The following is a 25,816-nucleotide window of genomic DNA, read 5'->3' as shown; positions in this document are numbered from 1 at the left end:
CGCGGCTGCGTGGCTAGCTAAGGCCTGCGCGGCGCTAAGTCTTGGCTAAGTCTGCCTGCTTATTCTCCTGGTTACGCAATCCCTGCGTGATCTGGAGAACCGATATGTACCGCTATTCCAAGCTTTCGCTGCTGGCCATCGTCATTTTCACTTGCGGCGCGGCCGCCTATGCCGCCAGGAGCGGCATGGAAAATGACGCCCTGGCGGTTTCCCAAGCCAAAATCCCTTTAAGCCAGGCCATCGCCATTGCCGAGAAGCATGTCAACGGCCAGGCGGCTCGTGCCGAATACGAGCATTCTCGCCTGGGCGGCAGCTATGACGTGGAAGTGGCCGCGGGCGGCAAGGTGTTCGATGTCAAGGTGGACCCGGTCAAAGGGGCGGTGCTGTCGTCGAAAGAGGATCGGGCCGATCACGACGATGACGGCGATGGTCAGGACTGAGCCTGCTTTGCGGTCTGCCTTCTATGCCGGGAGATGCCATGGAAGCCTTTAATCGCGCGCTGTTCATGTGGATGAATGCGTCCGCCCATCCGGCTACCGGACTTGTCGCGCTGGCGGTGGGCTGCGCGGAGTATCTCATCTGGCTGGTTCCGCTCTTGCTTGGCCTGGCTTGGCTGCGCGGCGAAGAGAATACGCGCAAGGCCATGCTGACGGCGGCGATGGCCGGCTTGGGCGGTTTGCTGCTCAACCAGTTGATAGGGTTGGTCTGGCAGCACCCGCGGCCGTTCATGATAGGGCTGGGGCATACCCTGATCCCGCACGTGGCCGATTCCTCTTTCCCAAGCGATCACCTGACCCTGTGGTGGTCCGTCGCCTTCAGCCTGTTGTGGCAGCCTCGGTTCCGTCGTTGGGGAGGCGCGCTGGCCGCGTTGGGGCTGCCCATCGCCTGGGCGCGCATTTACCTGGGCGTGCATTTTCCGCTGGATATGCTGGGCGCGGCCGCGGTGGCGTGGATGGCGGCAGGGTTGAGCCAGTGGGGAGGACGGTTTTATCTGGAGCGTTTGTATCGGCTGGCGTCATGCGCGCACCGCGCGCTGTTCGGTAAATTGATCGCCGACGGCTGGATGCGCGGCTGAGCAGGCCATATTGAGGAGCGATGCATATGACTATGAATGCGAAATCCACCCAGGTTTCAGCCTCCTGGCTGAGCAAGGTGCCTGAGGTCACGCTGACCTTTTGGATCATCAAGATTCTGTCCACCACGGTGGGGGAGACCGGCGCGGACTATCTGGCGGTGAATGCTGGATGGGGGCAGGGCGCCACGCGCGCGCTGATGGGCGGACTGTTGCTGGCCGCCTTGGCATGGCAGCTGCGCACGCGTCGCCATACCCCTTGGATTTATTGGCTGACTGTGGTGCTGGTGAGCGTGGTGGGCACCCAGATCACCGATCTGTTGACGGACGGCCTGGGCGTGAGCCTGTATGTCAGCACGTCCGTCTTCGCCGTCCTGCTGGCGCTGATTTTCACGGTTTGGCACCGGATGGAGCGCACCTTGTCCATTCATGACATCGTTACGTCGCGGCGCGAGGGGTTTTACTGGGCGGCCATTTTATGCACCTTCGCCCTGGGGACCGCCGCTGGCGATCTGGCGACGGAGGCCTTGGGACTGGGCTTTACGCTGGGGGCGATGGTGTTCGGCCTGTTGATAGGCCTGGCTTACGCCGCCTGGCGCCTGGGCGGCAACGCGGTGCTGACCTTTTGGTTGGCCTATATCCTGACCCGGCCATTTGGCGCGGCCTTGGGGGATTGGCTGACCCAGGCCAAAACCTATGGCGGCATGGGGCTGGGCGCGATGTGGACCAGCAGCCTCTTTCTGTCCGTCATTGTCATGCTGGTGGTTGCGGCGCAACTGGGCATGCTGGGGCGCCAAGCGGCTCCGGCTACGGAATGATGTTGGTCGCTTACTCGGGAGAAACCATGCGACATCTGCACTTTTGGGGGCGGCCGACCACCGCCGTTCTGGGATTGGTTCTATTGGCCGTGATGACGGGATGCTCCAAGCAACAAGCGGCGAACCGCGCCGCAACCCCGGCCGCGGAGGCGGCTGTCCAGCCGGCCTCTCGCCTGGGGGACTTGAGCGCCTTCCGCGCCATCGCCGCCGACGTGGCCAGCCAGGTCGACAAGGGCAGCCTGCCGGCGGCCAAGGCCAGGGTCAAGGATCTGGAAGTGGCCTGGGACGCGGCGGAGGCCGGCCTGAAGCCGCGCGACGCGCAGGATTGGCATGCGCTGGATCGGGCGATAGACCGCGCGCTGGCGGCATTGCGCGCCGATGCGCCCAGCCAGGCGGATTGCCAAGCGGCGATGTCGAATCTGCTGGCGGTTTTCGACCGCTCCGGCGGCACGCGCTGAGCGTGGGCATTGCGGGCGGCGCGCGCGCCGCCCTACCATGAGGCGCGAGATCAAGCGGGAGGGGCGACGATGCGGGTATTGCTGGTCGAGGACGACGCCATGATAGGCGAGGCGGTCCAGGCGGCCTTGAAAGACGAGGGCCATGCCGCGGACTGGGTGCGCGACGGCGGCGCCGCGCTGGCGGCGCTGGGCTGTCAGCATTATGACCTGGCGCTGCTTGATCTGGGCCTGCCGGGCAAGGACGGGCTGCAGGTGCTGGCCGCGATCCGGGCCGCGGGCAATGCCATCCCGCTGCTGATCCTGACCGCGCGCGACGGCCTGGATGACCGCCTGCGCGGGCTGGACGGCGGCGCCGACGATTACCTGCTCAAGCCGTTCGAGATGGCGGAGCTGCTGGCGCGCATGCGCGCCGTGCTGCGGCGCAAGAGCGGCAGCGCCGCGCTGCTGCTGGGCAACGGCGCGCTCAGCCTGGACCCGGCGACGCGGCAGGCCGCGGTGGACGGCGGGCCGCCCATCCCGCTGTCCAATCGCGAGTTCGCCCTGCTGCATGCCTTGCTGACGCGGCCGGGCGCCATCCTGTCGCGCGGCGATCTGGAGGACCGCATCTACGGCTGGGGCGAAGAGGTGGAGAGCAATGCGGTGGAGTACCTGATCCACGCCCTGCGCCGCAAGCTGGGAAGCGGGGCGATCAAGAACGTCAGGGGGCTGGGATGGATGGTTTCAAAAAACGGCTGAGCGAGTCGGTGCAGCTCAGGCTGTCGTTTGGACTGACGCTGGCCATCCTGTTGTTCGGCTTGCTGGCCGGCGCGTTTTCCTTCCTCTCCGCCTTCGACGAGGCGCATGAGTTCCAGGACGACGTGCTGCGCCAGGTGGCGGCGCTGCTGGCGCGGGAGGGGCTGCCGGCGGACTTCAGCGGCAAAAGCGCGGCGGGCGGGGATGAGGAGTCCCGCGTCATCGTGCAGCGGCTGGGGGCGGGCCGGGAGCCGGGCGCGTTGCCCTTGCCGGCCAGCTTGCGGGATGGGCTGCAGACGGTGGAGTCCGGCGGCGAAACTTTCCGCGTGCTGGTGCGCACCATGCGCGACGGGCAGCGCATCGCCGTGGCGCAGGAGGACAGCTTCCGCGACGAAATCGCCAGGGACGGCGCCTTGCGCACGGTGATGCCGATCCTGCTGCTGATCCCCGTTCTGCTGCTGATGGTGGCCAGGCTGGTGCGCCAGCTGTTCCGGCCCATCGCCGCTTTGTCCGTCGAAGTGGACCGGCGCGCGGAGCGGGAGCTGCACCCGCTGGACGCGGACGCCGTGCCCGTCGAGGTACGGCCCTTCGTCCTGGCCATCAACCGCCTGCTGCGGCGGGTGGCGCAGTCCATGGCGACGCAGCGGCGCTTTGTCGCGGATGCCGCGCACGAGCTGCGCTCGCCGCTGACCGCCTTGTCCCTGCAGGCGGAGCGGCTGGCCGAAGCCGATCTGTCCGAGGAAGCGAGAGGCCGGCTGTCCGCGCTGCGCGGCGGCATCGCGCGCGGCCGCCATCTGCTGGAGCAGTTGCTGGTTCTGGCGCGCGCCCAGTCCGCGCCGGAGGCCTTGGCCGCGCCGGTTTCCGTGCAAGGCGTTTACCGGCGGGTGCTGGAGGATGTGCTGCCGCTGGCGGAAGCCAAGAGCATAGACATAGGGGTGGAGGGCGACGGCGACGCCTGGGTATGGGCCAACGAGCTGGATGTCTTCGCCCTGGTCCGCAATCTGGTCGACAACGCCATCCGCTATACCCCGGACGGCGGCCGCGTGGACCTAGCGATGGCAGTGGACGGCGATTGCGCGACGCTGAGCGTGGAAGACAGCGGGCCGGGCATTCCCCGCGCGGAGTGGCCGCGCGTGTTCGATCCGTTTTATCGCGGCCTGGGCAGCGGGCAGCCCGGTTCCGGCCTGGGCTTGTCCATCGTCAGGACCATCGCGGAGCGCATAGGGGCGGAGGTGAGGCTGTCATTCCGCGATGAGCGTAACGAGCAAGGCCTGCGGGTGGAGGTGCGGCTCCCTGTCGTCAGGGAGTCCGCGAAGCCTGAGATGGCAGGCCGATGAGCGTCGGCGGAGCCGGTCCCGGCGATTCATTCAACGGGCTGCCGAGCCGGCGTTTTCTTGTTCATCCCAATGGCGCTTGATGTCGAGGATGATGGGCAGGTTGTCCAGAAAGGCTTGCAGCAGCGTGGGGTCGAAGTGCTTGCCCTCTCCCTCGCGCAAGCAGGCCAGCACTTTGTCCAGCGGCCAAGCGTCTTTATAGGGCCGCACCATGGTCAGGGCGTCGAACACGTCGGCGATGGCGACGATGCGCGCCGAGCTTGGAATGTCTTCGCCGGTCAGGCTGTTGGGGTAGCCTGAGCCATCCCACTTCTCATGATGATTCAGCGCGATCTCTGCGGCCAGTTGGAAGATGGGCGCGTCGCTGCGGCTGAGGATGTTGTGGCCGATTTGAGCGTGGCTGCGCATGATGATCCATTCTTCGTCGGTCAGCTTGCCGGGCTTCTTCAGGATGACATCCGGAATGCCTATCTTGCCCATGTCGTGCATGGGGGCGGCCAGCTCCAATAGATGGCAGGCCTGCTCCGTCCAGCCCATGGCGCGGGCGATGGCGGTGGCGAAGGCCGCCATGCGCCAGATGTGCGCGCCGGTATCGTTGTCGTTGTAGTGGCCGGCCATGCCCAGCATGGAGATCGCGGCGCGGTAGCTTTTTTCCAGCTGGGAGGTGTTGACCAGCGACAGGTGGGTCTTGACTCTGGCGTTGACCACGGCGGGATTGACCGGCTTGACGATGTAGTCCACGGCGCCCACCGCAAAACCGTGGGCCTCGTCTCGCGCCTCGGACAGGGACGTGACGAAAATCACCGGGATGGTCTCCGTGTGCGACGCCGCCTTCAGCGCCTTGCATACCTCGTAGCCGTCCATGTCCGGCATGCTGACGTCCAGCAGAATCAGCGAGGGATGATGCTTGTCCACCGCGGACAAGGTTTCCTTGCCGTTGCGCGCGAACACCAATTTGTAATTGGGTGACAGAATTTGCCGCAGGGCCGCGAGGTTGTGCGGCTCGTCGTCGGCGATCAAGACGGGATGCTGGGTCATGCTTCGCTCTCCTGGGACGGGAAGCGCCGATGCATCAGGCTCAGCACGGCTTGCTCGGCCCCGCGGAAGTCGAAGTCCTCCACCGCGGACTTCAGGCTCGCGGTTTCGGCTTCTCCTAATTGCTCGATCAGGGGCGCCAGCGCGGCCTCCACCTGATTGATGTCGTCATCGTCCAGGGCCGCCAGCAGGGCATTGCACAACTCGGCAAGCTGTTGCCGCGTCACGGTTTGCTCGCCGCGGCTGGCGATGGACTCTTCTCCAGCATAGCCGCGTATCGCCTGCAGGGCGGTCTCCATGGCGGCGGCCAGTTCGTCCAGCGCCTTGGGCTCGCGCTCGCCGGCCGACAGCTGCTCTTCCAGCGTTTTGGCCGCGGCCTCCACCTCGCTCAGCGCGAGGTTGCCCGCCACGCCCTTGAGTTTGTGGGCCAGGCCGCGCGCGTCATCCAGTTCGCTATTGCCTATGCTGGGCGCGATGTCTTGGTAGTCGCGCAGGAATTTGCGCAGGTATTGTTTGTATACAGAAGCTTCGCGCCAGATTTCCAGCCCGCGCGCGACGCTGATCGCGCCGTGCGGAACGATGGGCGCCGCGGTTTGGGCCGGAGCGGGCTGGGCCGGAGCGGGCTGGGCGGCGCGGATTTCCCGGCCCGATATCTTCTGGATCATGGCGACGGCTTGGTCGACATCGAAGGGTTTGGCGATGTAATCGTTCATGCCGGCCGCCTCGGCCGCTTCGCGCTGGGTTTGGAAGGCGCCGGCGGTCAGCGCGATGATGGGCAGCGCGCGCAGCTCCGGATGCTGGCGGATGCGCCTGGCGGCTTCGTAGCCGTCCATCACCGGCATCTGGATGTCCATCAGAATCAAGTCGACCTGATCCGGCTGGGCGCTCAGCCAGTCCAGCGCCTCCTGCCCATTGTCTGCGGTGGCCACCGCGGCGCCCTCGTAGCCGAAAATGCGCTGGGCGACGTCGCGGTTGATGTCGCTGTCGTCCACCACCAGCAGGCGAATGCCGGCCAGGCGGTTTCCGGTTTGGACGTGCAGGGGCGACGTTTTCTCGCCCTGGCGCTGTTTCATCGCCTTGGCCACCGCGTTATACAGGCAGGAGGGGGTGACCGGCTTGGTCATGATGCCGTCCACCACTTCGACATGGGGCTCGGCCAGCAAGGCCTCGCGCGAGTAGGCCGTCGCCATCAGGATGATGGGCGGGTTGCGGCCGCGCAGCGCCTCGACATAAGACTTGGCCACTTCCAGCCCGGACTGGTCCGGCATTTTCCAGTCCAGGATGACGACGTCGGGATGGTCGCCTTCCCGCAGCTCGGTCAGCGCCTGCCTGCCGGTGGACGCGGTGCGGGCGCGCCAGCCCAGGCCGGAGGCCGCGCAGCTCAGCGCGTCCAGCGCGATGGAGTTGTCGTCGGCGATGAAGACGTTGAGTTCGGCCAGCTCAGGCTGCGAAAAGTCGGCGCCGGCGCCGGCGACGCGCGGCAGCTGCAGGATGAAGGAGAAGGTGCTGCCGATGCCTGGCTCGCTGTTCAGATAGATCTTGCCCCCCATCAGCTCCACCAGCTTGCGGCAGATGGCCAGGCCCAGGCCGGTGCCGCCGAAGCGGCGGGTGGTGGAGGCGTCCACCTGGGTGAAAGGCTGGAACAGCTGGGCCTGTTTGTCGGGCGGGATGCCTATGCCGCTGTCCGATACCGTGAATTTCAGCTCGGCCAGCTCATCGGTGACTTTCATCGGCCGGATCGACACTTCGACAAAGCCGCGCTCGGTGAACTTGATGGCGTTGCCGGCCAGATTGATCAGCACCTGTTCCAGCCTCAGCGCGTCGCCTATCAGCCTTTCCACGCCGGGCGGCGGCGGGCTGATGACCAGCTCGACGTCCTTGCCGCCGACATTGGCGGTCATGATGGTGGAGAGGTTGTCCAGCAGGTCGTTCAGGCTGAATGGCGCCTGTTCCAGCGTCAGGCTGCCGGCTTCTATCTTGGAGAAGTCCAGGATGTCATTGATGATGCCGAGCAGGGAACGGCCGGCGGCGCGGATTTTCTGCACGACTTCATGCGCGTCTGGCGGCAGATCGGCCTTTTCCAACAGGAAGGCGAGGCCGAGGATGGCGTTCATCGGCGTGCGGATCTCATGGCTCATATTGGACAGAAAGTCCGCCTTGGCGCGGTTGGCCGACTCCGCCTGTTCGCGAGCCTGGTTCAGCGACTCCTCGTGCTCGCGCTGGGCGGTGATGTCGCGGTTCATGCCGGTGATGCGCAGCGGCTGGCCCGCGTCGTCGCGCTCGATCAGCGCGCCGGCCTGGACATAGCGTATGCCGCCGTCCGGCATTTTCAGCCGGAAGGTCGGATCGTAGACATCCTTGCCGGCCAGCGCCGCCATCAGCTTGGCCTCCACCGCGTCCACGTCGTCGGGATGAACCCGCGAGCGCCAATGTTGGTAGTTCAGCCCCTGTTCGCGCAGCGCCGCGGGGTAGCCGTAGATGTCGAACATGCGGTCGTTCCAGATCAAGGCATTGTCTGCCACTACCCAGCTCCAGATGCCTAGCTCGGCGACTTCGGCGGCGATGCTCAGCTGGTCGCGCGTGGCCAGCAGTTCGTGCTGCATTTGTTTCTGCAGCAAGGCGTTCATCTGCTCGATATGCGCTTCGCTGGCTTTCTGCTGGGTGATGTCGCGCAGGGTGTCGGCCAGCCGCGGCGTGCCGTCGTGGCCGGCATGGGTGTGGGTGACGCTGAGCATCACGTCCAGGATGGAGCCGTCCCGGTGGCGCAGGCGAACCTCCCGCGGCGGCGGTGAGCGCCGCGCGGCCGCGTCGGCGTACCACTCGGCCACGATCGGCCATTGGGTCTCCGGGATGATCAGCTGCTGCAGTTTTTGACCGATGGCTTCTTCGGCGGGGTAGCCGAACAGCCGGGCCGCCGTCGGGTTCCAGCTGGTCACGGTGCCGTCCGCCAGATGGCCGACGATGGCCTCCTGCGCGCTGCCGACGATGGCGGCCAATTCGGCCTGCTGCGCGTGCAAGTCGCGGCGTTGCCGGCGATAGGCCGAGGCCAGCGCGCCGATGGCGACGCCCAGCAACAGCGTCAGGGCGAAGGCCTGCCATTGCAGCGAGCGCACCTGGTGCGCGATGGTTTCGACCGGCTGGGTGGACAGTATGCGCAAGGCGAGTCCTGGGCGGGCCGGGTCCGGCAAGGCCACCCGCTCGCTGGCGGCGTAGAGGGCCGAGCCATCGCGGCGGATCAGCCGCCTCAGCTTGGGGTAATCGGGCAGGGTTTGCTCGGCGCGGAACTCGTCCAGCCAGCGCCAGCGCGGGTTGGCGGCCTTGGCGGCCTGCGGGTGGCTTAAGAATTGGCCGCTCTGGTCGGCGATGAACAGCGTGGTATCGGCGTCCGCGCCGGCAGTCTGGCGCAGCAGGCTGGAGGTGTCGAAGGCGACCTCCAGCGCGGCGAAGGGTTTGCCGTTGGCGGCGTAGCACGGCGTCCAGTAGCTGTCTCGTGCTAGGGAGAGCGGGCCGCCAGGCGGCGGGGGACGGATGCCGGACTGGGTGATGGCTCCGGCGGGCTGCTGCACGACGCGGGTGAAGGATGGGCTGTCATGGACGGACGACAGCTCGCCTTCGTCCAGGATGCGGGGATGGCCGCCGAGGGTGTCCACTCGGACCAGCTCCCGATTGTTGTCGGCCAGGCCGACCAGGCGCAGCCGCATGATGTCCGGCATCGATTCGGCGTATTTCAGGAAGATCGTGCTCAGCCTGTCCTTCCATTGGCGGGTCGAGTTGTTTTGCTGCGGGTCGAAGCCGTGGTTGAGCGAGGCGCGGGCCAGTCCGGGTATCGGCGGGGTATTGGCGAGGAACAGCGCGGCCTGGCGGCCGCGTTCGGCGTGTTGTTGCAGCAATACGGCGCGCAGCCCGGCTTGCGCGCTCAGCCGCTGCTGCAGCAGCTCCATGAGCTGGTTTTCGCGCAGGCTGCCGGCTAGCCAGGCCACGCCCGCGGAAACCGCCAGCCAGCCGGCCAAGGCCAGCCAGCGCCGCCGCGCCGTCGCGATTGAGAACAGGAAAGCCATGGATTCACCCTGGTTCATCCCGCATGTCAATGCATGCGGCTTGTATCACGTTAGGCAATCCATGCTTTTGTTTGCAAGAATGAATGACGCGCGCATGAGATCCGCAGCGGCTTTCATTTGGGATGGAGGGCGGCATGGAAAAGGTGGGAACCAGCTCTGTCGGCATCATCACCATAGACGAGCAGGGCTGCATCACGGCCTTCGACGCCGTGGCCGTGCGGCTGTTCGGCTACGAGGAGGCGGAGGTGATCGGCGCCAATGTGTCCATGTTGATGCCGGAGCCCTACAAGACCGAGCACGACGGCTATCTGGCCCGCTACGCCGCTGGCGGCCAGCCTCACGTCATCGGCAAGGGGCGCGAGGTGGAGGGGCGGCGCAAGGACGGCTCCATCTTCCCGGTTTGGCTGGCGATCAACGAGGTGCGCTTTGGCCAGCAGCGCTTCTTCGTCGGCTCCATCGTGGACTTGTCCGAGCAAAAGGCGGTGGAGGCCGACCTGGCGAAAAGCCTGGAAATGACCCGCGCCATTCTGGACACGGCGGTCAATCCCATCATCACCATCGACGCTCATGGCAAGGTCCGCTCGTTCAATCCGGCCGCGGTGCAACTGTTCGGCTACGAAGCGCATGAGGTGATAGGCCGCAACGTCAAGATGTTGATGCCTTCGCCGTATCATGAGGAGCACGACGACTATCTGCAGCGCTATCTGCGCGAGGGCGCGCCCAGGGTGATAGGCCAGGGGCGGGAGGTGATCGCCAGGCGCAAGGACCAGTCGGTCTTCCCCATTCACCTGTCGGTGGGCGAGATGAGCGTGGCCGGCGAGCGCATGTTCGTCGGCATCATCGCCGACATTTCCAAGCTGCGCGCCGCCGAGCAGAGCTACGCCGCCAGCGCCGAGCTGACGCGGGCCATTCTGGACACCGCGGTCAATCCCATCATCACGATAGACAGCCGCGGCGTGATCCGATCATTCAATCCGGCCGCCGAGAAGCTGTTCGGCTACGGCGCGGACGAGGTGGCCGGGCAAAACGTCAAATTGCTGATGCCCTCGCCGTATCGGGAGGAGCATGACGGCTATCTCTCGCGCTATCTGCACGAGGGCAGCCCGCGCATCATAGGCATAGGCCGCGAGGTGACGGCCAGGCGCAAGGACGGCACCGAGGTGCCCATCCATCTGTGCGTGGGCGAGATGGAAGTGGGCGGGCAGAGCATGTTCGTCGGCATCATCACCGACATTTCCAAGCTGAAGGAAGCGGAGCGGGCCTTCGCCCAGAGCCTGCAAACCACGCGGGCCATTCTGGATACCGCCGTCAGTCCCATCGTCACCACCGACGTCAAGGGCATCATCCTGACGGTCAACCCCGCCACCGAGCGGCTGTTCCAGTACGCCAGCCATGAGTTGCTGGGACAGAGCATCAATCTATTGTTCTCGCCCGACTATCACAACGAGCATCAGCGCTATCTGGAGCGCTATCAATCCGGCGGGGGGATAGGCGGCGCGGCGCCCACGGTGATAGGCGAGGGGAGGGAGCTGGATGGCCGGAAGAAGGATGGCGAGATCTTTCCCATCCACCTGACGGTGGGCGGCATGAATATCGGCGGCGAACCCTTATTCGTCAAGATCATGGTGGACATGTCCGAGCACAAGGCGGCGGAGATGGAGCTGCGCAAGCACCGCGACCACCTGGAGGAGCTGGTGTCCATCGCCACCACCGAGGTCAGCGCCATCGTGCGCACGGCGGTCAACGGCATCATCACCATCGACGAGATGGGCATGATCCACCTGTTCAACCCGGCGGCGGAAATCCTGTTCGGCTGGAGCCGCGACGAGATGATAGGCAAGAACATCGATGCCTTGATAGACGAGTACCAGTTTCCGGGACAGAGCTTCATCGAGGGTTTTCTCGCCAAGGACGAGAATCATGTGGTGGGCCGCGGCCATGAGGTGGTGGCCAGAAGAAAAGACGGCGGCAGCTTCCCGGCTTATCTGTCCATGGGGCATGCCGAGCTGTCGGACGGCCACCATTTCCTGGTGGCCTTCATCTCCGACATCACCGAGCAGAAGCAGAACGAAAACGTGCTGAAGCGGGCCAAGGAAGAGGCCGAGGCCGGCGCGCGCACCAAGAGCCTGTTCCTGGCCAATATGAGCCACGAAATCCGCACGCCGATGAACGCGGTGATCGGCTTCGCCGAGGTGGCGCTGCAGGACGCCACGCTGTCGCGCGAGACGCGGCGCCACCTGGAAGTGCTGCTGAACTCCGCCCGCTCCTTGCTGAGCATCATCAACGATGTGTTGGACATCTCCAAGCTGGACAGCGGCAAGTTCAAGCTGGAGGCGATAGGCTTCCACCTGGCCAACACCATACGCGAGGCCTTGCTCACCACCGAGCACAAGGCGTCGGAAAAGGGTTTGTCGCTGCGGCTGGACGTGGGGGACAACGTCAATGTCCGCCGCGTGGGCGATCCCACCCGGCTGCGCCAGGTGATACTCAATCTGGTCAGCAACGCCATCAAGTTCACCGAATACGGCGGGGTGGATGTGGTGGTGCGCGCGGGGGAGACGCCGGACATGCTGCGCTTCGAGGTGCGGGACAGCGGCATAGGCATGAGCCAGGAGCAATTGGCGCATGTGTTCGAGATGTTCACCCAGGCCGACGACTCCACCACGCGGCGCTTTGGCGGCACCGGGCTGGGCACCACCATCTGCAAGGAGATCGTCGAGCTGATGGGCGGGCGGATCTGGGTCAGCAGCGCGCAGGGCAAGGGCTCGGTATTCAGTTTTACGGCCCTGATGCCGGAGGCGCCGGCCGCCATGCAGTGCCTGAACGACGCGGAGGAGTTGACGCTGAAAACTTATGTGTCGCCGCGGCTGTTCCGCATCCTGCTGTGCGAGGACATCGAAACCAACGCCACGCTGGCCATGCTGCGGCTGCGCAATATCGGACACGAGGTGGAGTGGGCCAAGAATGGCCGCGAGGGCGTGGAGGCATACCTGCAAGGCGGGTTCGATCTCATCCTGATGGACGTGATGATGCCGGAAATGGACGGCCTGGAGGCGACTCGGCAAATCCGGGCGCTGGAGCGCGACGGCAAGAGCAAGATACCGATACTGGCGCTGACCGCCAGCGTGATGCAGGAAGACAATGTGCGTTGTCTGGCCGCCGGCATGGATGGCATCGCGGCCAAGCCCATCGAGTTCGACCAATTGTTGGCGGCAATGGAAAACCTGGTGCCGGATGGCGAGGGGAGGCATAACCTCGGCCTGACGCAGTCGTCCGGCGAGGCCTGCGCCATAGACTTCTCTCCGGTGGCGGACCTGGCGAATCTGCCGCAGGCGGAGGAGACCTGGGGCAATATGCTCAGCTACGCGCGATCGCTGCGCGCTTTTTCAGCTCAGTTCGAGGGGCGGACCGAGGAAATCGGCAAGATGTTGGCCGCGGAGAGCCAGCTGGACTCCGTGCGCGCCTATGTTCACAGCTTGAAGGGCGGGGCGGGCAACCTGGCGTTGGCGCGCATCCATGCGCTGGCCAGCGAGATCGACACCGCGCTGAAGGCTAATTGGCTCACGGAAGCCCGCGCGCGCTACCCCAGGCTGGAACGGGCCATGGCCGAGGCCTTGAGCGCCATCGACCTGCTGACGCTGCCCACGGCCACGGTGCGCACGGTGTCCAGCACCGCCCAGCACAGCGAGGAGGACCAGCGGCAGGCGCTGCGGAGCATTTTGGACGAACTGGACAACCTGAACCCGGATACCATCTTGCCGAGGATTGAGCAGGCCGCCGGCTGGCTGGCGGCGGACGAGGAAAGCGCCTTGCGCCGGGAGGTGGACCGTTTCGCCTTCAAGGCGGCCAGGGAGCGGGTGGAGCGTCTACTATCCATGGTAGGAGCCGATGGCGCGAGGCAGTGCCCATGAAAAAGCTGCTACTGGTGGACGACGAGCCGACCAATCTGAACCTGCTGCGGGAGATATTGCGCGAGCAGTATCAATTGCTGTTCGCCACCTCGGGCGAGGATGCGATCGAGGCCGCGCAGCGGCACCACCCGGATTTGATCCTGCTGGATGTGTCCATGCCGGGCATGGATGGCTTCGAGGTGTGCCGCCGCTTGCAGTCCGCCGCCGATACCGCGCCGATTCCCATTTTGTTCGTCACGGCCATGGCCGGCGACGAGGAATTGGCGCCAGGGAACCGGCCCAGCGTCGCCGGCGTGGTGGCCAAACCGGTCTCGCGGCAGGATGTGCTGGAAAAGGTCGCGGCGGCGTGCGGCGCGGCATGAGCCTTTTTGAGGCGAGGGCCTGCGAGGCGGCGGCGTGAACGCGATTGCCCGCGGTTTTTCCGTCTGCCTGTGGGCCTGCCTGGCCGGGCTGCCTGCGGCGGCCGAAGAAACGGTCACGCTGGCTTCCGACGATTGGTGCCCTTTCATCTGCGCGGGCAAAGATGGCGTCGCCGGGGGCTTCTTGGTCGAGCTGGCGCGGCAGGCGCTGGCGCTGCGGCATTATCGCGTCGACGCCAGGCTGATGCCGTTGAGCCGGGCCATGGCGATGAGCGAGAGCGGCGAGCTGGACGGCGTGTACGCCCCGCCAGTCGATCATGTCTTGCTGGAGAGCAGGCCGTTGGCGTACTCCCGCGCCTGTTTCTACACGGTAGCGCCAAGCCGTTGGCGCTATGCCGGACCCGCCTCGCTGCGGGGCGTGCGCATAGGCGTCATCGTCGATTATGGCTATGACGGCGGCGAGTTCGACCGTCTATTGGCCTCGCCCGGCCACGGCGGCTTGAGCGTGGATTTCACTACCGGAGAGGACGCCGGGCGCAAGAATCTGCGCAAGCTGTTGCTGGGCCGCTATCCCGTTTTGCTGGAGCATGAGGCGGTGTTGGCCCATATCGCGGCCGGCGTGCCCGGCGGGGAGCGCGCGCGCGAAGCGGGCTGTCTGGCCAGACCGCTGCCATTGGTCATCGGTTTTGGCCGGAGCGGCCCGCGCGGCGCGCAGGCTGCGCGGGCGTTGGACCTGGGCGTGGAGCAGTTGTCCGCGTCCGGCGAGCTGGCGCGCTTGAAGCGCCAGTACGGCTTGCGCTGAACCCGCGGCGCTCAGTCCGCCAGATGCTTGAAGCGATCCACCAGCTCGACCAATGCTCCGGCCGAGGCATTCAGCTGGTCCGACAGCTTGGCCACCTCCTGCACCAGCGTGGCGTTGTCTTCGGCCAGGGAGGCGATCACGCTGATATTGGCGGCCACCCCGTTGCTGGCCGCGGTTTGCTGCGCCATCGCGCTCGCTGTCGCTTGGCTCTTGCTGGCGGCATGGCTGGCCTCATTGTGGATCTGCTCCAGATCCTCCACGGTGCGGCCGACCAATTGCAGGCCCGACTCCATTTTGTCTCGCGCTTCCAGCATGTGGCGGGAAGCGGTCTGCGTTTCGCCGCGCATGTCTTCGATCAGCGCGGCGATGTCCAGCGTTTCTTTGCCGGTGCGTTCGGCCAGCTTGCGCACCTCGTCGGCCACCACGGCGAAGCCGCGGCCCGTTTCGCCGGCGCGCGCCGCCTCTATCGCCGCGTTCAGCGCCAAGAGATTGGTTTGATCGGCGATTTCGCCGATGGCGGTGATGATGGAGCGAATGCCCTCTGACTTTTGGCGCAGGGCTTCGATGCGGTCGCCGGCGCTGCCCAGCACGAGCGAAGTTTGGCTCATGGCCGAGGTGGTGTCGCCCATCCGCTCCCGGCCGTCGCTGACGCTATGCTGCATCTGTTGCGCCAGGCTCAGCGACTGCTGAGTATTGGCGGTGACGGACTCTATGCCGGCTGACATCTGCTCGACAGCGGCGGCGATTTCCGTCGCCGACTGGCTTTGCGTTTCGGAGGCCAGGGCGGCGCGGTCGGCGATGTCCAGCATGGCGCGGGCGGCTTCTACCAGGGTGTGGGCGTTGCGATTGACCTCGCTCAGCGTATGGGCGAAAGCTTCCACCAAGTGATCGAAGGCCTGGCTCATTCGGGCGATTTCGTCCTGGCCGCGCAGGGCGGCGCGCGGGCGCAGATCGAAGTCCTGGCTCATCGTCGTCATCAGGCTCTCCAGCCGCCGCACCGGCGCGCGGATGCCGCGGTAGATGGAAAAGCCAAGACTGCCCAGCAGCAGGATGACGAGAGCCGCGCCGCCCAAGGTCAGCGCGAGATCCTGCTCGGCCTGGCCCAGCTTAGCCTGTGCCATGTCCGCCATTTGCCGCAATAGTTGGTCTTGTTCGCGCTTCAGCGCGTCGATGCGGCGGCTGGTGGCCGCGAACCATTCGGCCGGCGCCACGCCCACCGGTTGTCCCAAGGCCTGGCCCATCACTTTGGCGCGCAGCGCCTGCACGGCGCGGCTTTCATCGCCGCTGTCCAGCGCCGTCTTACGGGCGCGGGCCTCGTCGCCGGCGATCAGCGCGAACTGATTGGCGCAGGCGTCCTGCTTGGCGATCAGGCCCGCGGTCTGGGCGTAGCTTTTTTGGTCCAGCAGGCCGCTCTGCAGCAGGCCGTTGACATAGCCGCGCTCCCGGCCGGCGAACTCTTTCTCGCATTGCAGATTCAGCAGGGCCATGGTGCTGCGCAGCAGGTCTCCGTCATCTCCGGCCTGGGCCAGGCCGGAGATCAGGCCGATCAGCGAGTCGATGTCGCGGGAGTAGGCGGCGAAGGCGTCGGCGGCGGCGATACGGCGCTGTTCGATGTCGGCGCGCAGGGGCCCCAGCGCCTGCAATTGTCCGTTCAGCGCGCCGGCTTGCGGATCCGGCCCGCTGTCCGCCTGGGCGGCGGCGTACCGCGCCAATGCCTTGTCGCTGTTGGCTCGGGCGGCCTGCAGCGCCGGCGGCGGCGCGCCGGCCTTGCCGCTGAGAAAGCCGTTGCTGAGGCCGCGCTCGGTTTGTAGGTCGTGTATCAGCTGGCTGGCGCCGCTTGCCACGACGATCATCCGTTCCGCGCGCTGCAGGGCGCGCAGATGGTGCAGCCGGTCCGACGAAAGAATGGCGGCGAGCGCCAGCAGGGCGAGCGAGAAAGGCAGCAGGAGCAGTAACAGTTTGCCGGCGATGGATAGGCGAGACAGCATGGACTCTCCCCTGTTGGTTGGGCGCGGGTGTCGGTTCCCACTATAGGAAAACTTGCGGCCGGGGCTAAGCGCCGCTGTGCATGAGCACGCTTACCGCGATGCGGGGCGCAACAGCCAGCAAGCCTGGCCGTATTCGCCGCCATGCGCCTGATGGACGGCGATTTCGCGCCGCAGGTCGGCCAAAGCGGGATGGTCCGGCCCCGCGTCCCGCGCCGCCGCGGCAATCTGCCGCGCCATGTCCTCATAGTAGGCGTCCCAGTCGGCGCGGGGCAGGGCGAAGCGGTCCAGGATGTCCCAGCCTTGCGCGCGTAGTTGATTCTCGCGTCGCGCGGGACCGGCCATGCCGGGATAGCCGCTGCGCCAGAGCTGTCGGGCCGGCGCGGACGGCCGGGTGCTCAGCCAGACCGGCTCGCTGACGAAGAGCAGGCCGCCGGGGCGCAGCAGCGGCCGCCACAGGCGCAGGGCGCGCTCAAAGCCTAGCAGGCAGGCGCAGCCCTCGGCCCAGATCAGATCGAAGCTGGCCGGCGGCTCGCCCGGCGCGGCGATATCGGCCAGGCGCGGCGTCACCGTGGCCAGGCCGCGCGAAGCGGCGGCGCGCGCCAGCCGTTCCAGGCTGGCGGGATGCTGGTCGATGGCGACGACGGCGGCGCCGGTCGCCTCCGCCAGTTGCAATGCCGCCTCGCCGTTGCCGCAGGCCAGTTCCAGCACCCGTTCCGGCCGGCCATGCCGCAGGGCGGCGGCGATGGCGCGGCCGGTGCTGGCCGCGCTGCCCGGCCCCTGGCGGCGCATGCCGGCGATGACGCCTTGGTAAACGTCCAGGTAGGCCCGGGCCAGACGCGGGTCGCGCGCCTGCCATTTCAGGCGCAGGGCGTCGTCTATGCCGTATCCCAGCCGGCGCAATAACTCAGGAAAGGCCAGCGTCTCCTGCGATGCGTCAGGCGCATGGCGCAGAGGGCGGGCCTCCGCCGCGTCGATGATGTCGCCGCGGCCTGCTTCGGGCGCCGCCGCCCGCAATCCCAGCCGCTTGTGGCGCCGCAGCGCGGAAAGGCTAAAACCGCTGCGGCAAGTCGGGCGCAGATGAATTGTCATATGATTTTTTTGGATGAATTGCGCTTGGGGGGCGAGGTTGCAGCTTAAGCGTTGGCTTGATAATCGGCGCGATATTGCGTGGATGTCTTGTCATAAGGGTGTCATCCGCGTCTGGAAGAATGGCTTGCGTAATTATTACCAAGCAGACTGTTTAAACTTGAACAATCTATTCTCGCTGGGCAGGCTATGAATATACGTAATAGGATTCTGTTGCTGGTGTCGGTCAGCTTCCTGGCCATACTGGCCGTCGGCGGCTACGCGGTGTGGCAGTCGCATGCCAATGCCGCGGCCGTCAAGTCGGTGACCGAGGCCGAGGTGCCCAGCGCGCTGGCTTCGTCCGATCTGATTTCGGCGCTGAAGGACGTGCAGCTGGGCATGATGAGCTATCTGCAGGCCGCGGACGCCAATCTGCGCAGCCAGGCCCAGGAGCAGTTGAGCCTCAGCGAGAGGGCCTTGCAGTCGCAGCTGGCCTATCAGAAGAAGATGGCCGGCAGCCCCATCCAGCGCGGCCTGGTGGACCAGGCGCAGGAGGTCTACGACAACTATGTCTCCTCCATCAACGATACCATCAAGTTCAAGCAGGGCGGCCAGAACGACATGGCTGACGCCACCTATGCCGGCGGCGTGCTGCAGTACCACGACAATCTGCAGCAGATCGTCACCACCCTGCGCGTGGAAAAGAACCGCAACAAGGATGCGGCGATCCAGACCCTGAACCGTAACCTGTCCGGCGCGGTGATGACGCTGACCGTGGTCACGCTGGCAACCTTGCTGGCGCTGGGCCTGCTGGGCTGGCTGCTGTACCGCCAGATCGTGCTGCCCATCCGCCACATGCAGGACACCATGAGCGAGATCGCCGACAGCCAGGACTTCTCGCGCCGCGTGGCGGTGGTGCGCGAGGACGAGATCGGCAAGTCCGTCGTCGCCTTCAACAGCATGGTGGCGCGCATCGAAGAGAGCAGCGCGCTGGTGCGGCAGAAGAGCAACGACATCCAGGCCATGTTGCAGAACATCCCGCAAGGCATCCTGACCATAGTCGACGGCATGGCCGTGCATCATGAGTATTCCGCCCACCTGGAAGCCATCCTGGGCCATGGCGACATCGCCGGCCGCAACATCATGGACGTGCTGTTCGCCGATGGCCAGCTGGGCGCCGACGCGCTGTCGCAGGTGGAGGCCGCCATCGCCTCCTGCCTGGGCGAGGACAGCATGAATTTCGAATTCAACCGCCATCTGCTGGTGGGCGAGCTGGAACGCCAGGGCAAGGCCTTGGACCTGAGCTGGTCGGTGATCGTGGACGAGCAGGACCGCGTGGAGCGGCTGATGCTGTGCGTGCGCGACGTGACCGAGCTGAAGGCCCTGGCCGCCGAAGCCAACGAACAGAAGCGCGAGCTGGCCCTCATCGGCGAGATCCTGGCGGTGAGCCAGGACAAGTTCCACGATTTCATCGCCGGCGCGGTGCGTTTCATCGGCGAGTCCGAGCAGCTGATCCGCCAATACCCCAACGGCGACGCCGAGGCGGTCAAGCAGCTGTTCCGCAATCTGCACACCATCAAGGGCAATGCCCGCACCTACGGCCTGTCGCAGCTGACCGACATCGTGCACCAGGCCGAGCAGCGCTATGAGCAGCTGCGCCAGCCCAAGCCGGAAATCGTCTGGGACCAGACCCAGCTGCTGGAAGAGCTGGAAGCGGTGCGCGACAGCGTGGAGCACTACGCTCGCGTCAATGAGGTGAGCCTGGGCCGCAAGGGGCCGGGACGCAGCGGCGGCGCCGACTTCCTGCTGGTGGACCGCGGCCAGGTGCGCGAGATGCTGCAGCGGCTGGAAACCGTCAATACCGGCAATCTGCACGAGCTGATCGCCGTGCACAACAGCGTGCGCCATGTGCTGAACCGCATGGGCACGGAGCCGCTGGCGGACATACTGGCCGGCGTGCTGGATTCCTTGCCGTCCCTGGCGCATGAGCTGGGCAAGGACGCGCCGCAGCTGCGCATACGCGACAACGGCTACGTGCTGCGCAACCAGGTTTCCGCCACGCTGAAGAACGTGTTCATGCACCTGATGCGCAACGCGCTGGACCATGGCCTGGAAGCCCCGGACGAACGCGTGGCGCTGGGCAAGGCGCCGCAAGGCGCCATCGCGCTGGACCTGCGCGTGGCCGACGGCCGGCTGGAACTGGCCCTGGCCGACGACGGCCGCGGCCTAGCCTTGGGCCGCATCCGCGAGCGCGCCGTCCAGCAGGGCCTGATCGCCGCCGACGCCGCGCTGAGCGACGAGGACATCGCCCAGCTGATCTTCCGCCCCGGTTTCTCCACCGCCGCCAAACTGACCGCCGTGTCCGGCCGCGGCGTGGGCATGGATGCCGTGCAATCCTTCATCAAGCGCGAGCAGGGCAGGATAGAGCTGCGCTTCCTGGACCAGGAGAGCGGCATGGACTTCCGCCGTTTCGAAACCGTGGTGGTGTTGCCGGACAGCCTGGCCGTGGCGGTGGAGCCGCGCGCGGTTAGCGAAGCGGCGCAATCCGCCGCTGATCACGTGGTGAACCCGGCATGAGCGCGCCGGCCACGGATAGCCTGTCTTGCCTGCGCACCAAGATGCTGGTGCTGGACGACAGCCAGACTTACGCCGGCAGCCTCAAGCACTTCTGCCGCGACCATGAACTGATCTGCATCCGGCCGCAAAAGGCCGGCGCGGACAGCGTGATGGCCATCTTGCGCTCCAATGTGGACCTGGGCGGCATCATGCTGTTCGAACACTACGGCGGCCGCCAGGCCGGGCTGGAGCTGGCGCGGCAGATTCACGCCGCGCGGCCGGAGCTGCCCATCTTCCTGCGCCGCGAGCTGACGGCCAGCCTGGCCGGTCTGTCCGAGCGCGACGCGCTGCGTTTCTGCTGCGCCTACACGCTGAACGATCTGCATGTGTTCAGCGCCGCGCTGGCCTCGTCCATCTTCAGCCGCCTCTACCCCAACCAGCTGGTGCGCGGCATCACGGAAATGAGCCGCGATGCGCTGGCCCAGCTGTTTCCGCGCTGCGAGGTGACGGTGCAGTCGCCGTTCCTGGCGGTGAAGGACAGGCTGGTCTACGGCGAGATGTTCACGCTGATCGCCATCGAAAGCGGCTGGTGCCGCGGCTATATGATGCTGCAGGCCGAGGAAGCGCCGCTGATGGCGCTGCTGGAGCCGGCGGGCGATGGCGAGATCGACTTCCGCCAGCTCAACGCGGCGCTGGGCGAGGCCACCAATCTGATCTGGGGCGCGTTCAAGAACCGCTATGCCGGAAACGGCCAGCCGAACCCGGCGCCGCTGACCCAGGTGCCCATCATCGTCAACCACCAGCGGCGCTATATCTCCTTCGGCTCGGAAGACCCGCAGCTGTGCATCAAGTACCAGCTGCGCGAGCGCGACGCCGGCGACGGGCAGGAGGCCACCCTGGTGCAGCGCTTCGTATTCAATTTGAGCTGGTCGCCAGACCAGTTTCAGGAAAGCCCTAGCGTCGAGTCGCTGGTCGAATCCGGCGAACTCGAACTGTTTTGATACCCCGTGATGAAAAGGAAGTGAAATGGCTCAAGTTTTGATGGTGGACGACTCCAGCACCGTGCGCAATGAAGTGGCGGATTTCCTGAAGGCCAACGGCCTGTCCGTGGTGACCGCGGTGGACGGCAAGGACGGCCTGGACAAGCTGCGCGCCCACCCCGGCATCAAGCTGGTGGTCAGCGACGTCAACATGCCCAATATGGACGGCCTGACCATGGCCGAGAAAATCCGCAACGAGCTGAAGAACGCCGCGGTCAACGTCATCATGCTGACCACCGAGAACAGCCCGGCGATGAAAGAGCGCGGCAAGGCCGCCGGCGTCAAGGGCTGGATCGTCAAGCCCTTCAACGGCGCGGCCGTATTGCCGACTTTCAAGAAGCTGGTCACCGCTTGAGTCATGCCGCCGCGCAAGCGGCAAGAAGGAAAGAGATGGACGCAGTCAGCATGATCGCCTTTGCTTGCGCCGGCCTGTGCCTGGCGCTGTTCGTCGTGGCCTGCGCGCTGGCGCGCCGCGCCGCCGGCCGCCAGCGGCAGGCCCTGGCCCAGCGCGATGCCCGCATCGCGGAGCTGGAGCGGCGGGAGCATCCGGATGCCGTGGCGGAGCGCTGGCGGCGGCAACAGGAAGCCGCGGAAGCGGCGCATGGCCGCAAGCTGGATGAGATGCGGGCGCAGCTGGAACAGCTGGAGAGCGAGGCGAGGCGGCTGGCGGAGGCGGCCAGGGAGGACGCGCGGCGCGAGTCGCGCGATGAAGCCTTGCGGTCATTGCAAAGCGTGCGCGCCGACATGCGCCAGGAGCAGGCGGCATTGGCCGGCGACGTGGAGCGGCTCTTGGGACTGGTGCAGACCATAGAGCGCTGGCACGAGGAAATGCAGGCCATCCTGGTCAACAACCGCCGCTTGAAGGAACAGAACGAGGACTTTTCCACCATCGTCAAGAGCGTGGTGATGCTGGCCTTGAACGCGTCCATCGAGGCGGCGCGCGCCGGCGAGTACGGCCGCGGCTTCTCCGTGGTGGCGGACGGCGTGCGCCAGCTGGCCAGCAACGCGGCCGACTTGTCCGGCGAGTACAAGAAGAACCTGGAGCGCAACGATCTGGTGACCACCACCACCTTCCAGGACCTGCAGGCCTGCGGCAATATGATCCGCACCGCGGTATTCGGCCTCAAGGCCTCCAGCGAGCGCATCCTGGCCAAGCTGGAAAGCGGGGAGGCGGCATGATCAGCGCCGCCGCGGTGGAGTCGCTGGAGAGAATCTGCGAACAGGCGCTGCGCGAAGGCTGCGGCGCCGGCGAAGGCGGGCCGTGCGCGCTGAAGCCGTTGGGCGAGCGGCTGCCCATGCCGGAGGGCGAGGGCGGGGAGCTGATTCTGCTCAACATCGCCTCCTATCAATTCCGTCTCGCCATGCTGTTTCAGTTTGAGGATGACGCGGCGATGAAGGACTGGCTGGCGCGCTGGGTGCGCAGCGGCGCGCCGCTGACGGCGGCCGCCTTGCGCGACGCCCACGGCGAGCTGGCCAATAGGATTTGCGGCGCGGTCAACCGCGCGCTATGCGCCGTGTTCCGCCATGTCGGCATGTCCACGCCGCTGGGCGTGGGCGCCAGCAGCCTGCGCCATCTGGAACTGCTGAACAGCGCCTTGCGCCGCAGCTGGCGCGTGGAAATGGACGGCGGTGCGCACTTCTGGCTGACCGCCTGCCTGTCCTTGTCCAAGGGCGCCAGCCTGGACTTCCGTTACCAGCCGCCATCGCCGGAAGAGCAGGGCGTGGGCGAACTGGAGCTGTTCTAGGCGCGGCCAAGCCATGTTCCGCCTGCCGGACGCCGCGCCCGCAAGACGGCGCGCAGGCCTCAGGCCAGCAGCTCGCGCAGAAAGTCCGCGGTCAGCGCGCGCGCCTCGGGCAGGTTGTACAGGGGGTGCGGCGCTTGCGGCAGCAAGGCCAGCTTTGCCCGCGGCATGCCGGCCAAGGCGCGCCGGCTGTCGCCGTCCACGCCCCGGCCCTGATTGAAGCGGCTGGCCGCGCCGAAGAAGGGATCGTCGCCGGACAGGATGTTCAACAGCGCGCAGTCGGCCTCGAAGCCGTTGCGGGCCTGTTCGACGAAGTAATTGTCCTCGCAGCTCCAGCCGTAGATCAGCCGGCCGGCGAACTCCCGTCCGCGCCAGCGCGCTACGGCCACGCCGCCCTCGCTGCTGCCGGCCAGCAGCAACCGCCGGGCATCCACCCACGGCATGAGCGGCAGCGCCGCCAGCGCCATCCGGATTTCCTCCAACCGCAAGGCATGCACCGCCTCGTATTGCGCCATCGGCGCCGGGCTTTGGTAGCGCGGCCTGTCCGGGCGGGCGAAGCTGTCCGGCGCCAGCGAGGCGAGGCCGAGCGCTTCCGCCAGCCAGCGCTGGCAGGCCTGGGTCTGTTCGTTAAGGCCGGAGGAGCCGTGCAGGAACAGCAGCAGGGGGCGCGGCGGGCCGGGCGGCAGGCTGGGCTGCGCCGCCAGCGGCCCTTGCCAGATTTGCCCATTTTCCAGCGGGCGCGTCAGCATGGCCTGGCGCAGCGGGGGTGGGCGCGTGTCGAATTCGGGGCGGGACATGGGGCAGGCGCGTCGGAGTGGATCAAACGCGATTGTGCCTGCCGCCTCCGGCTGGGGCAACGCCGCTTCAGCCGTCTTCCGGCCTTAGCCAGGCGGATTTGAAGTCGAACCAGCCCAGGCTGTTGAGACGGAAATCTTGAATCTGGCCTGGCCCTTTGAGCCGCAGCCAGTTGTGGAACAGCGGCAGCATCCAGTGCGTACGCGCCGTTTGCGCCGCCAGGCCGGCCGCAGTCTGTGCTCCGCCGCGCCAGCCGCGCTGCCAGTCGTCCAGCGGCAGCGCCGTTTCCAGGCAGCGCCGCAGCAACGGCGTGCCCAGCAGCCAGGCCGGCACGGCGTAGTTCACGCCGCTGTTGAAATTGACCGTGCCCAGCCACAGGTCCGCATTCGCTCGCCCCAGTTCCCAGTCTCGGTAGCTCAGCTCCACGCATTGCAGCGCGATGCCGCGCTCGGCCAGGCACTGGCCAATGGCGTCCGCGATCTGGCGGTATTCCGGATGCTGCTCGTAATAAGCCAGGCGCAGTTGCTGGATCGGCGGCTCGCTGGGAACGGGTTGCGGCTGGACATGGTGCCAGCGCGGCAGCAGGCCGGCGGCGGCCACCCAGTATTGCCGCGTCTCCGGCGGCGTGCGCTGCATGATGGCCAGCGGCGTCAGCGTCTGCGCCAGCCACTGGCGGACGGCGTCGTTGCGCATCCCGTCGGCGCGGCCGTCGCACAGCAGGTAGTAAACGCCGGTTTCCAGCGCCATCTCGGTCTGTTCCTCCACCGGCAGCGGATTGATCTCCACGGTCAGGCCGCAGGCGCCGCCGGCCTTGAGCGACAGCTGGTCGCCCAGCTGCGGCATCATCCAGATGTCCACCTGGTCCAGCAGCGCGCGGTAGCCGAAGTAGTCGTCGAAAGCGGCGAGCGATAGCCGGCGCGCGTCGTTGGCGGCCACGCGGTAGGGGCCGGTGCCGACGGGTCGGGAGTCGAAGTCGGGCCGGGAGGCGTGGTCCGCCGGCAGGATCAGCGCCGCCGGGTCCGCCAGCAGCCAGGGCAGCCAGGGGTCCGCCTCGTCCAGTTCCAGCGCGATGCTCAAGGGAGACAGGCGGCGCGTCCCGCGCAGATGCGCGAACAGGGGCTGCGCGCGCAGCCGGTCCACGGTGGCGGCGATGTCGTCCAGGCTCAGTTCGCGTCCATCGTGCCAGCGCACGCGCGGACGCAGGTGGAAATGCCATTCGCGCTCGGAATGCTGCTCCCAGTGATGCGCCAGATCGCCTTCTATTTCTCCTTTTTCCTCGTTTAACCGGGTCAGGCCATTGAAAATCTGGCCCACCAGATGGCGCTCGGAGCGTCTGAGCGGCGCGCCGGGATGCAGTGTGGGCAGGGGGCGGTAATAGGGCACACCCAGCACCTGGCGATCCGCGCTCCAGCGCCGGCCCAGCCGCGACAGCAAGACGGGCGCCAGCTGCTGCGGATCGTCGCCCAGCAGCGCCACCGCCTGCTCCACCCGGCCTTGTTCCAGCAGCTGAGCGGCCTGCAGCCGCTGCAGTTCGTCAGCCTCGCGCAGAAAGCGCAGGGCGGAGCGTTTGCCGCGCCCGGCGCTGGCTTGCCAGTCCAGCCAGCCTAGTTCTTGCATCTGCGCCAGCAGGTTGCGCATGTGGCGGCGGGTGCAGCACAGCAGATCGGCCAGTTGCTGCAGCGAGGCGGCGGCATCCTGGCCGGCGTAGTGCTTATGCAGGCGGCTGTACTGTTGCAACAGGCGTTTATGGCTCATAAAGGGGAAATATGTAGGAAAAAGTCAGCAATTTTTTCTTCATGTTATCAGCGCGACAATACGGGCTCCACTACAAGGAGTCCAGCATGAAAACCGAAACCCTGTCCCGTTATTTTCAGCATTATCTTGGCCGGCAGCGCAAGTTGTTCGGCATCGACCCGGCCGCGGCGCTGGCGCATCTGAACGAGGTGATGCAATGGCAGGAGGGCGATGCAAAAAAAGCGGCCGGGGAGGGAACCCGGCCGTCAAGGGAGGAGCAGGAGAAGAAAGGGACCGGCCCGAGGCGGGCCGGTTGA

The 25,816-nt window shown here is 66.4% G+C and carries 21 protein-coding genes; 15 read left to right on the top strand and 6 right to left on the bottom strand.

Annotated elements, in window-relative coordinates; genetic code table 11:
* The first annotated feature begins 104 nt into the window (after positions 1–104).
* From FYK34_RS10920 to FYK34_RS10895, 6 genes are all read left to right on the top strand, one after another.
* Positions 105–440 (top strand): PepSY domain-containing protein, encoded by a 336-nt coding sequence (locus FYK34_RS10920; protein ID WP_149296386.1) that lies wholly within the window; start codon positions 105–107, stop codon positions 438–440.
* A 38-nt stretch (positions 441–478) separates the two neighbouring features.
* The gene (locus FYK34_RS10915; protein ID WP_149296385.1) at positions 479–1,075 is read left to right on the top strand and encodes an undecaprenyl-diphosphatase; all 597 of its coding nucleotides are present in this window, start codon (positions 479–481) and stop codon (positions 1,073–1,075) included.
* 26 nt (positions 1,076–1,101) lie between these two features.
* The gene (locus tag FYK34_RS10910) at positions 1,102–1,890 is read left to right on the top strand and encodes a COG4705 family protein (protein ID WP_196782481.1); all 789 of its coding nucleotides are present in this window, start codon (positions 1,102–1,104) and stop codon (positions 1,888–1,890) included.
* Positions 1,891–1,916: 26 nt separating this feature from the next.
* Complete coding sequence (locus FYK34_RS10905; RefSeq protein ID WP_149296384.1) at positions 1,917–2,348, top strand: hypothetical protein; 432 nt, start codon at positions 1,917–1,919, stop codon at positions 2,346–2,348.
* A 69-nt stretch (positions 2,349–2,417) separates the two neighbouring features.
* Positions 2,418–3,083 (top strand): response regulator, encoded by a 666-nt coding sequence (locus FYK34_RS10900; RefSeq protein ID WP_149296383.1) that lies wholly within the window; start codon positions 2,418–2,420, stop codon positions 3,081–3,083.
* On the top strand, positions 3,059–4,417 hold the full coding sequence (locus FYK34_RS10895) for a sensor histidine kinase (protein WP_149296382.1): 1,359 nt from the start codon (positions 3,059–3,061) through the stop codon (positions 4,415–4,417). The genes FYK34_RS10900 and FYK34_RS10895 overlap by 25 nt, the downstream gene beginning before the upstream one ends.
* A gap of 30 nt (positions 4,418–4,447) precedes the next feature.
* On the opposite strand, the gene FYK34_RS10890 is transcribed toward FYK34_RS10895, so the two are convergent.
* Together FYK34_RS10890 and FYK34_RS10885 are read right to left on the bottom strand one after the other, a co-directional pair.
* A complete protein-coding gene (locus FYK34_RS10890) occupies positions 4,448–5,452 on the bottom strand; it encodes a response regulator (RefSeq protein ID WP_149296381.1) in 1,005 nt (334 codons plus the stop codon).
* The gene (locus FYK34_RS10885; protein ID WP_149296380.1) at positions 5,449–9,525 is read right to left on the bottom strand and encodes a response regulator; all 4,077 of its coding nucleotides are present in this window, start codon (positions 9,523–9,525) and stop codon (positions 5,449–5,451) included. Before FYK34_RS10885 ends, FYK34_RS10890 begins: the two co-directional genes overlap by 4 nt.
* A 116-nt stretch (positions 9,526–9,641) precedes the next feature.
* Here FYK34_RS10885 and FYK34_RS10880 point away from each other — a divergent pair, with 116 nt between their 5' ends.
* Genes FYK34_RS10880 through FYK34_RS10870 form a run of 3 tightly spaced genes read left to right on the top strand, consistent with a single transcriptional unit; the run spans position 9,642 to position 14,579 of the window.
* Positions 9,642–13,418, top strand: a complete 3,777-nt coding sequence (locus tag FYK34_RS10880) for a PAS domain S-box protein (RefSeq protein WP_168209713.1) — start codon at positions 9,642–9,644, stop codon at positions 13,416–13,418.
* Entirely contained in the window at positions 13,415–13,780 is a 366-nt protein-coding gene (locus tag FYK34_RS10875; RefSeq protein ID WP_149296378.1) for a response regulator, read from the top strand. Before FYK34_RS10880 ends, FYK34_RS10875 begins: the two co-directional genes overlap by 4 nt.
* A gap of 34 nt (positions 13,781–13,814) precedes the next feature.
* Positions 13,815–14,579, top strand: coding sequence for a substrate-binding periplasmic protein (locus FYK34_RS10870; RefSeq protein ID WP_149296377.1), 765 nt, complete (start codon positions 13,815–13,817; stop codon positions 14,577–14,579).
* 11 nt (positions 14,580–14,590) lie between these two features.
* Here FYK34_RS10870 and FYK34_RS10865 read toward each other — a convergent pair whose 3' ends face one another.
* Together FYK34_RS10865 and FYK34_RS10860 are read right to left on the bottom strand one after the other, a co-directional pair.
* Positions 14,591–16,567 carry a methyl-accepting chemotaxis protein gene (locus FYK34_RS10865; protein WP_149296376.1) on the bottom strand — a complete coding sequence of 659 codons (1,977 nt, stop codon included), beginning with the start codon at positions 16,565–16,567 and terminating at the stop codon, positions 14,591–14,593.
* Between the two features lie 90 nt (positions 16,568–16,657).
* On the bottom strand, positions 16,658–17,656 hold the full coding sequence (locus FYK34_RS10860; RefSeq protein ID WP_149296375.1) for an SAM-dependent methyltransferase: 999 nt from the start codon (positions 17,654–17,656) through the stop codon (positions 16,658–16,660).
* A gap of 186 nt (positions 17,657–17,842) precedes the next feature.
* Here FYK34_RS10860 and FYK34_RS10855 point away from each other — a divergent pair, with 186 nt between their 5' ends.
* The 5 genes from FYK34_RS10855 to FYK34_RS10835 are packed head-to-tail and all read left to right on the top strand — an operon-like array spanning position 17,843 to position 22,973.
* Positions 17,843–20,209: an Hpt domain-containing protein gene (locus FYK34_RS10855; protein ID WP_149296374.1), complete on the top strand. Its 2,367-nt coding sequence runs from the start codon at positions 17,843–17,845 to the stop codon at positions 20,207–20,209.
* Positions 20,206–21,189: a chemotaxis protein CheX gene (locus FYK34_RS10850; RefSeq protein ID WP_149296373.1), complete on the top strand. Its 984-nt coding sequence runs from the start codon at positions 20,206–20,208 to the stop codon at positions 21,187–21,189. The genes FYK34_RS10855 and FYK34_RS10850 overlap by 4 nt, the downstream gene beginning before the upstream one ends.
* A gap of 25 nt (positions 21,190–21,214) precedes the next feature.
* Positions 21,215–21,583, top strand: coding sequence for a response regulator (locus FYK34_RS10845; RefSeq protein WP_149296372.1), 369 nt, complete (start codon positions 21,215–21,217; stop codon positions 21,581–21,583).
* 35 nt (positions 21,584–21,618) lie between these two features.
* Positions 21,619–22,407 (top strand): methyl-accepting chemotaxis protein, encoded by a 789-nt coding sequence (locus tag FYK34_RS20895; RefSeq protein WP_231137243.1) that lies wholly within the window; start codon positions 21,619–21,621, stop codon positions 22,405–22,407.
* A complete protein-coding gene (locus FYK34_RS10835; protein ID WP_149296371.1) occupies positions 22,404–22,973 on the top strand; it encodes a hypothetical protein in 570 nt (189 codons plus the stop codon). Before FYK34_RS20895 ends, FYK34_RS10835 begins: the two co-directional genes overlap by 4 nt.
* A gap of 59 nt (positions 22,974–23,032) precedes the next feature.
* Here the strand turns inward: FYK34_RS10835 and FYK34_RS10830 are convergent, their stop codons facing one another.
* Together FYK34_RS10830 and sgrR are read right to left on the bottom strand one after the other, a co-directional pair.
* Positions 23,033–23,767, bottom strand: coding sequence for a dienelactone hydrolase family protein (locus FYK34_RS10830; protein WP_149296370.1), 735 nt, complete (start codon positions 23,765–23,767; stop codon positions 23,033–23,035).
* Positions 23,768–23,834: 67 nt separating this feature from the next.
* Positions 23,835–25,520 carry an HTH-type transcriptional regulator SgrR gene (gene sgrR / locus FYK34_RS10825; protein ID WP_149296369.1) on the bottom strand — a complete coding sequence of 562 codons (1,686 nt, stop codon included), beginning with the start codon at positions 25,518–25,520 and terminating at the stop codon, positions 23,835–23,837.
* 86 nt (positions 25,521–25,606) lie between these two features.
* On the opposite strand from sgrR, the gene FYK34_RS10820 reads away from it, so the two are divergent.
* Entirely contained in the window at positions 25,607–25,816 is a 210-nt protein-coding gene (locus FYK34_RS10820; protein WP_149296368.1) for a hypothetical protein, read from the top strand.

It is taken from the genome of Chromobacterium paludis, from assembly GCF_008275125.1.
Classification (GTDB): domain Bacteria; phylum Pseudomonadota; class Gammaproteobacteria; order Burkholderiales; family Chromobacteriaceae; genus Chromobacterium; species Chromobacterium paludis.
The sequence above is the reverse complement of the archived record's forward strand: the minus strand, read 5'-3'. Positions and strand labels throughout refer to the sequence as shown.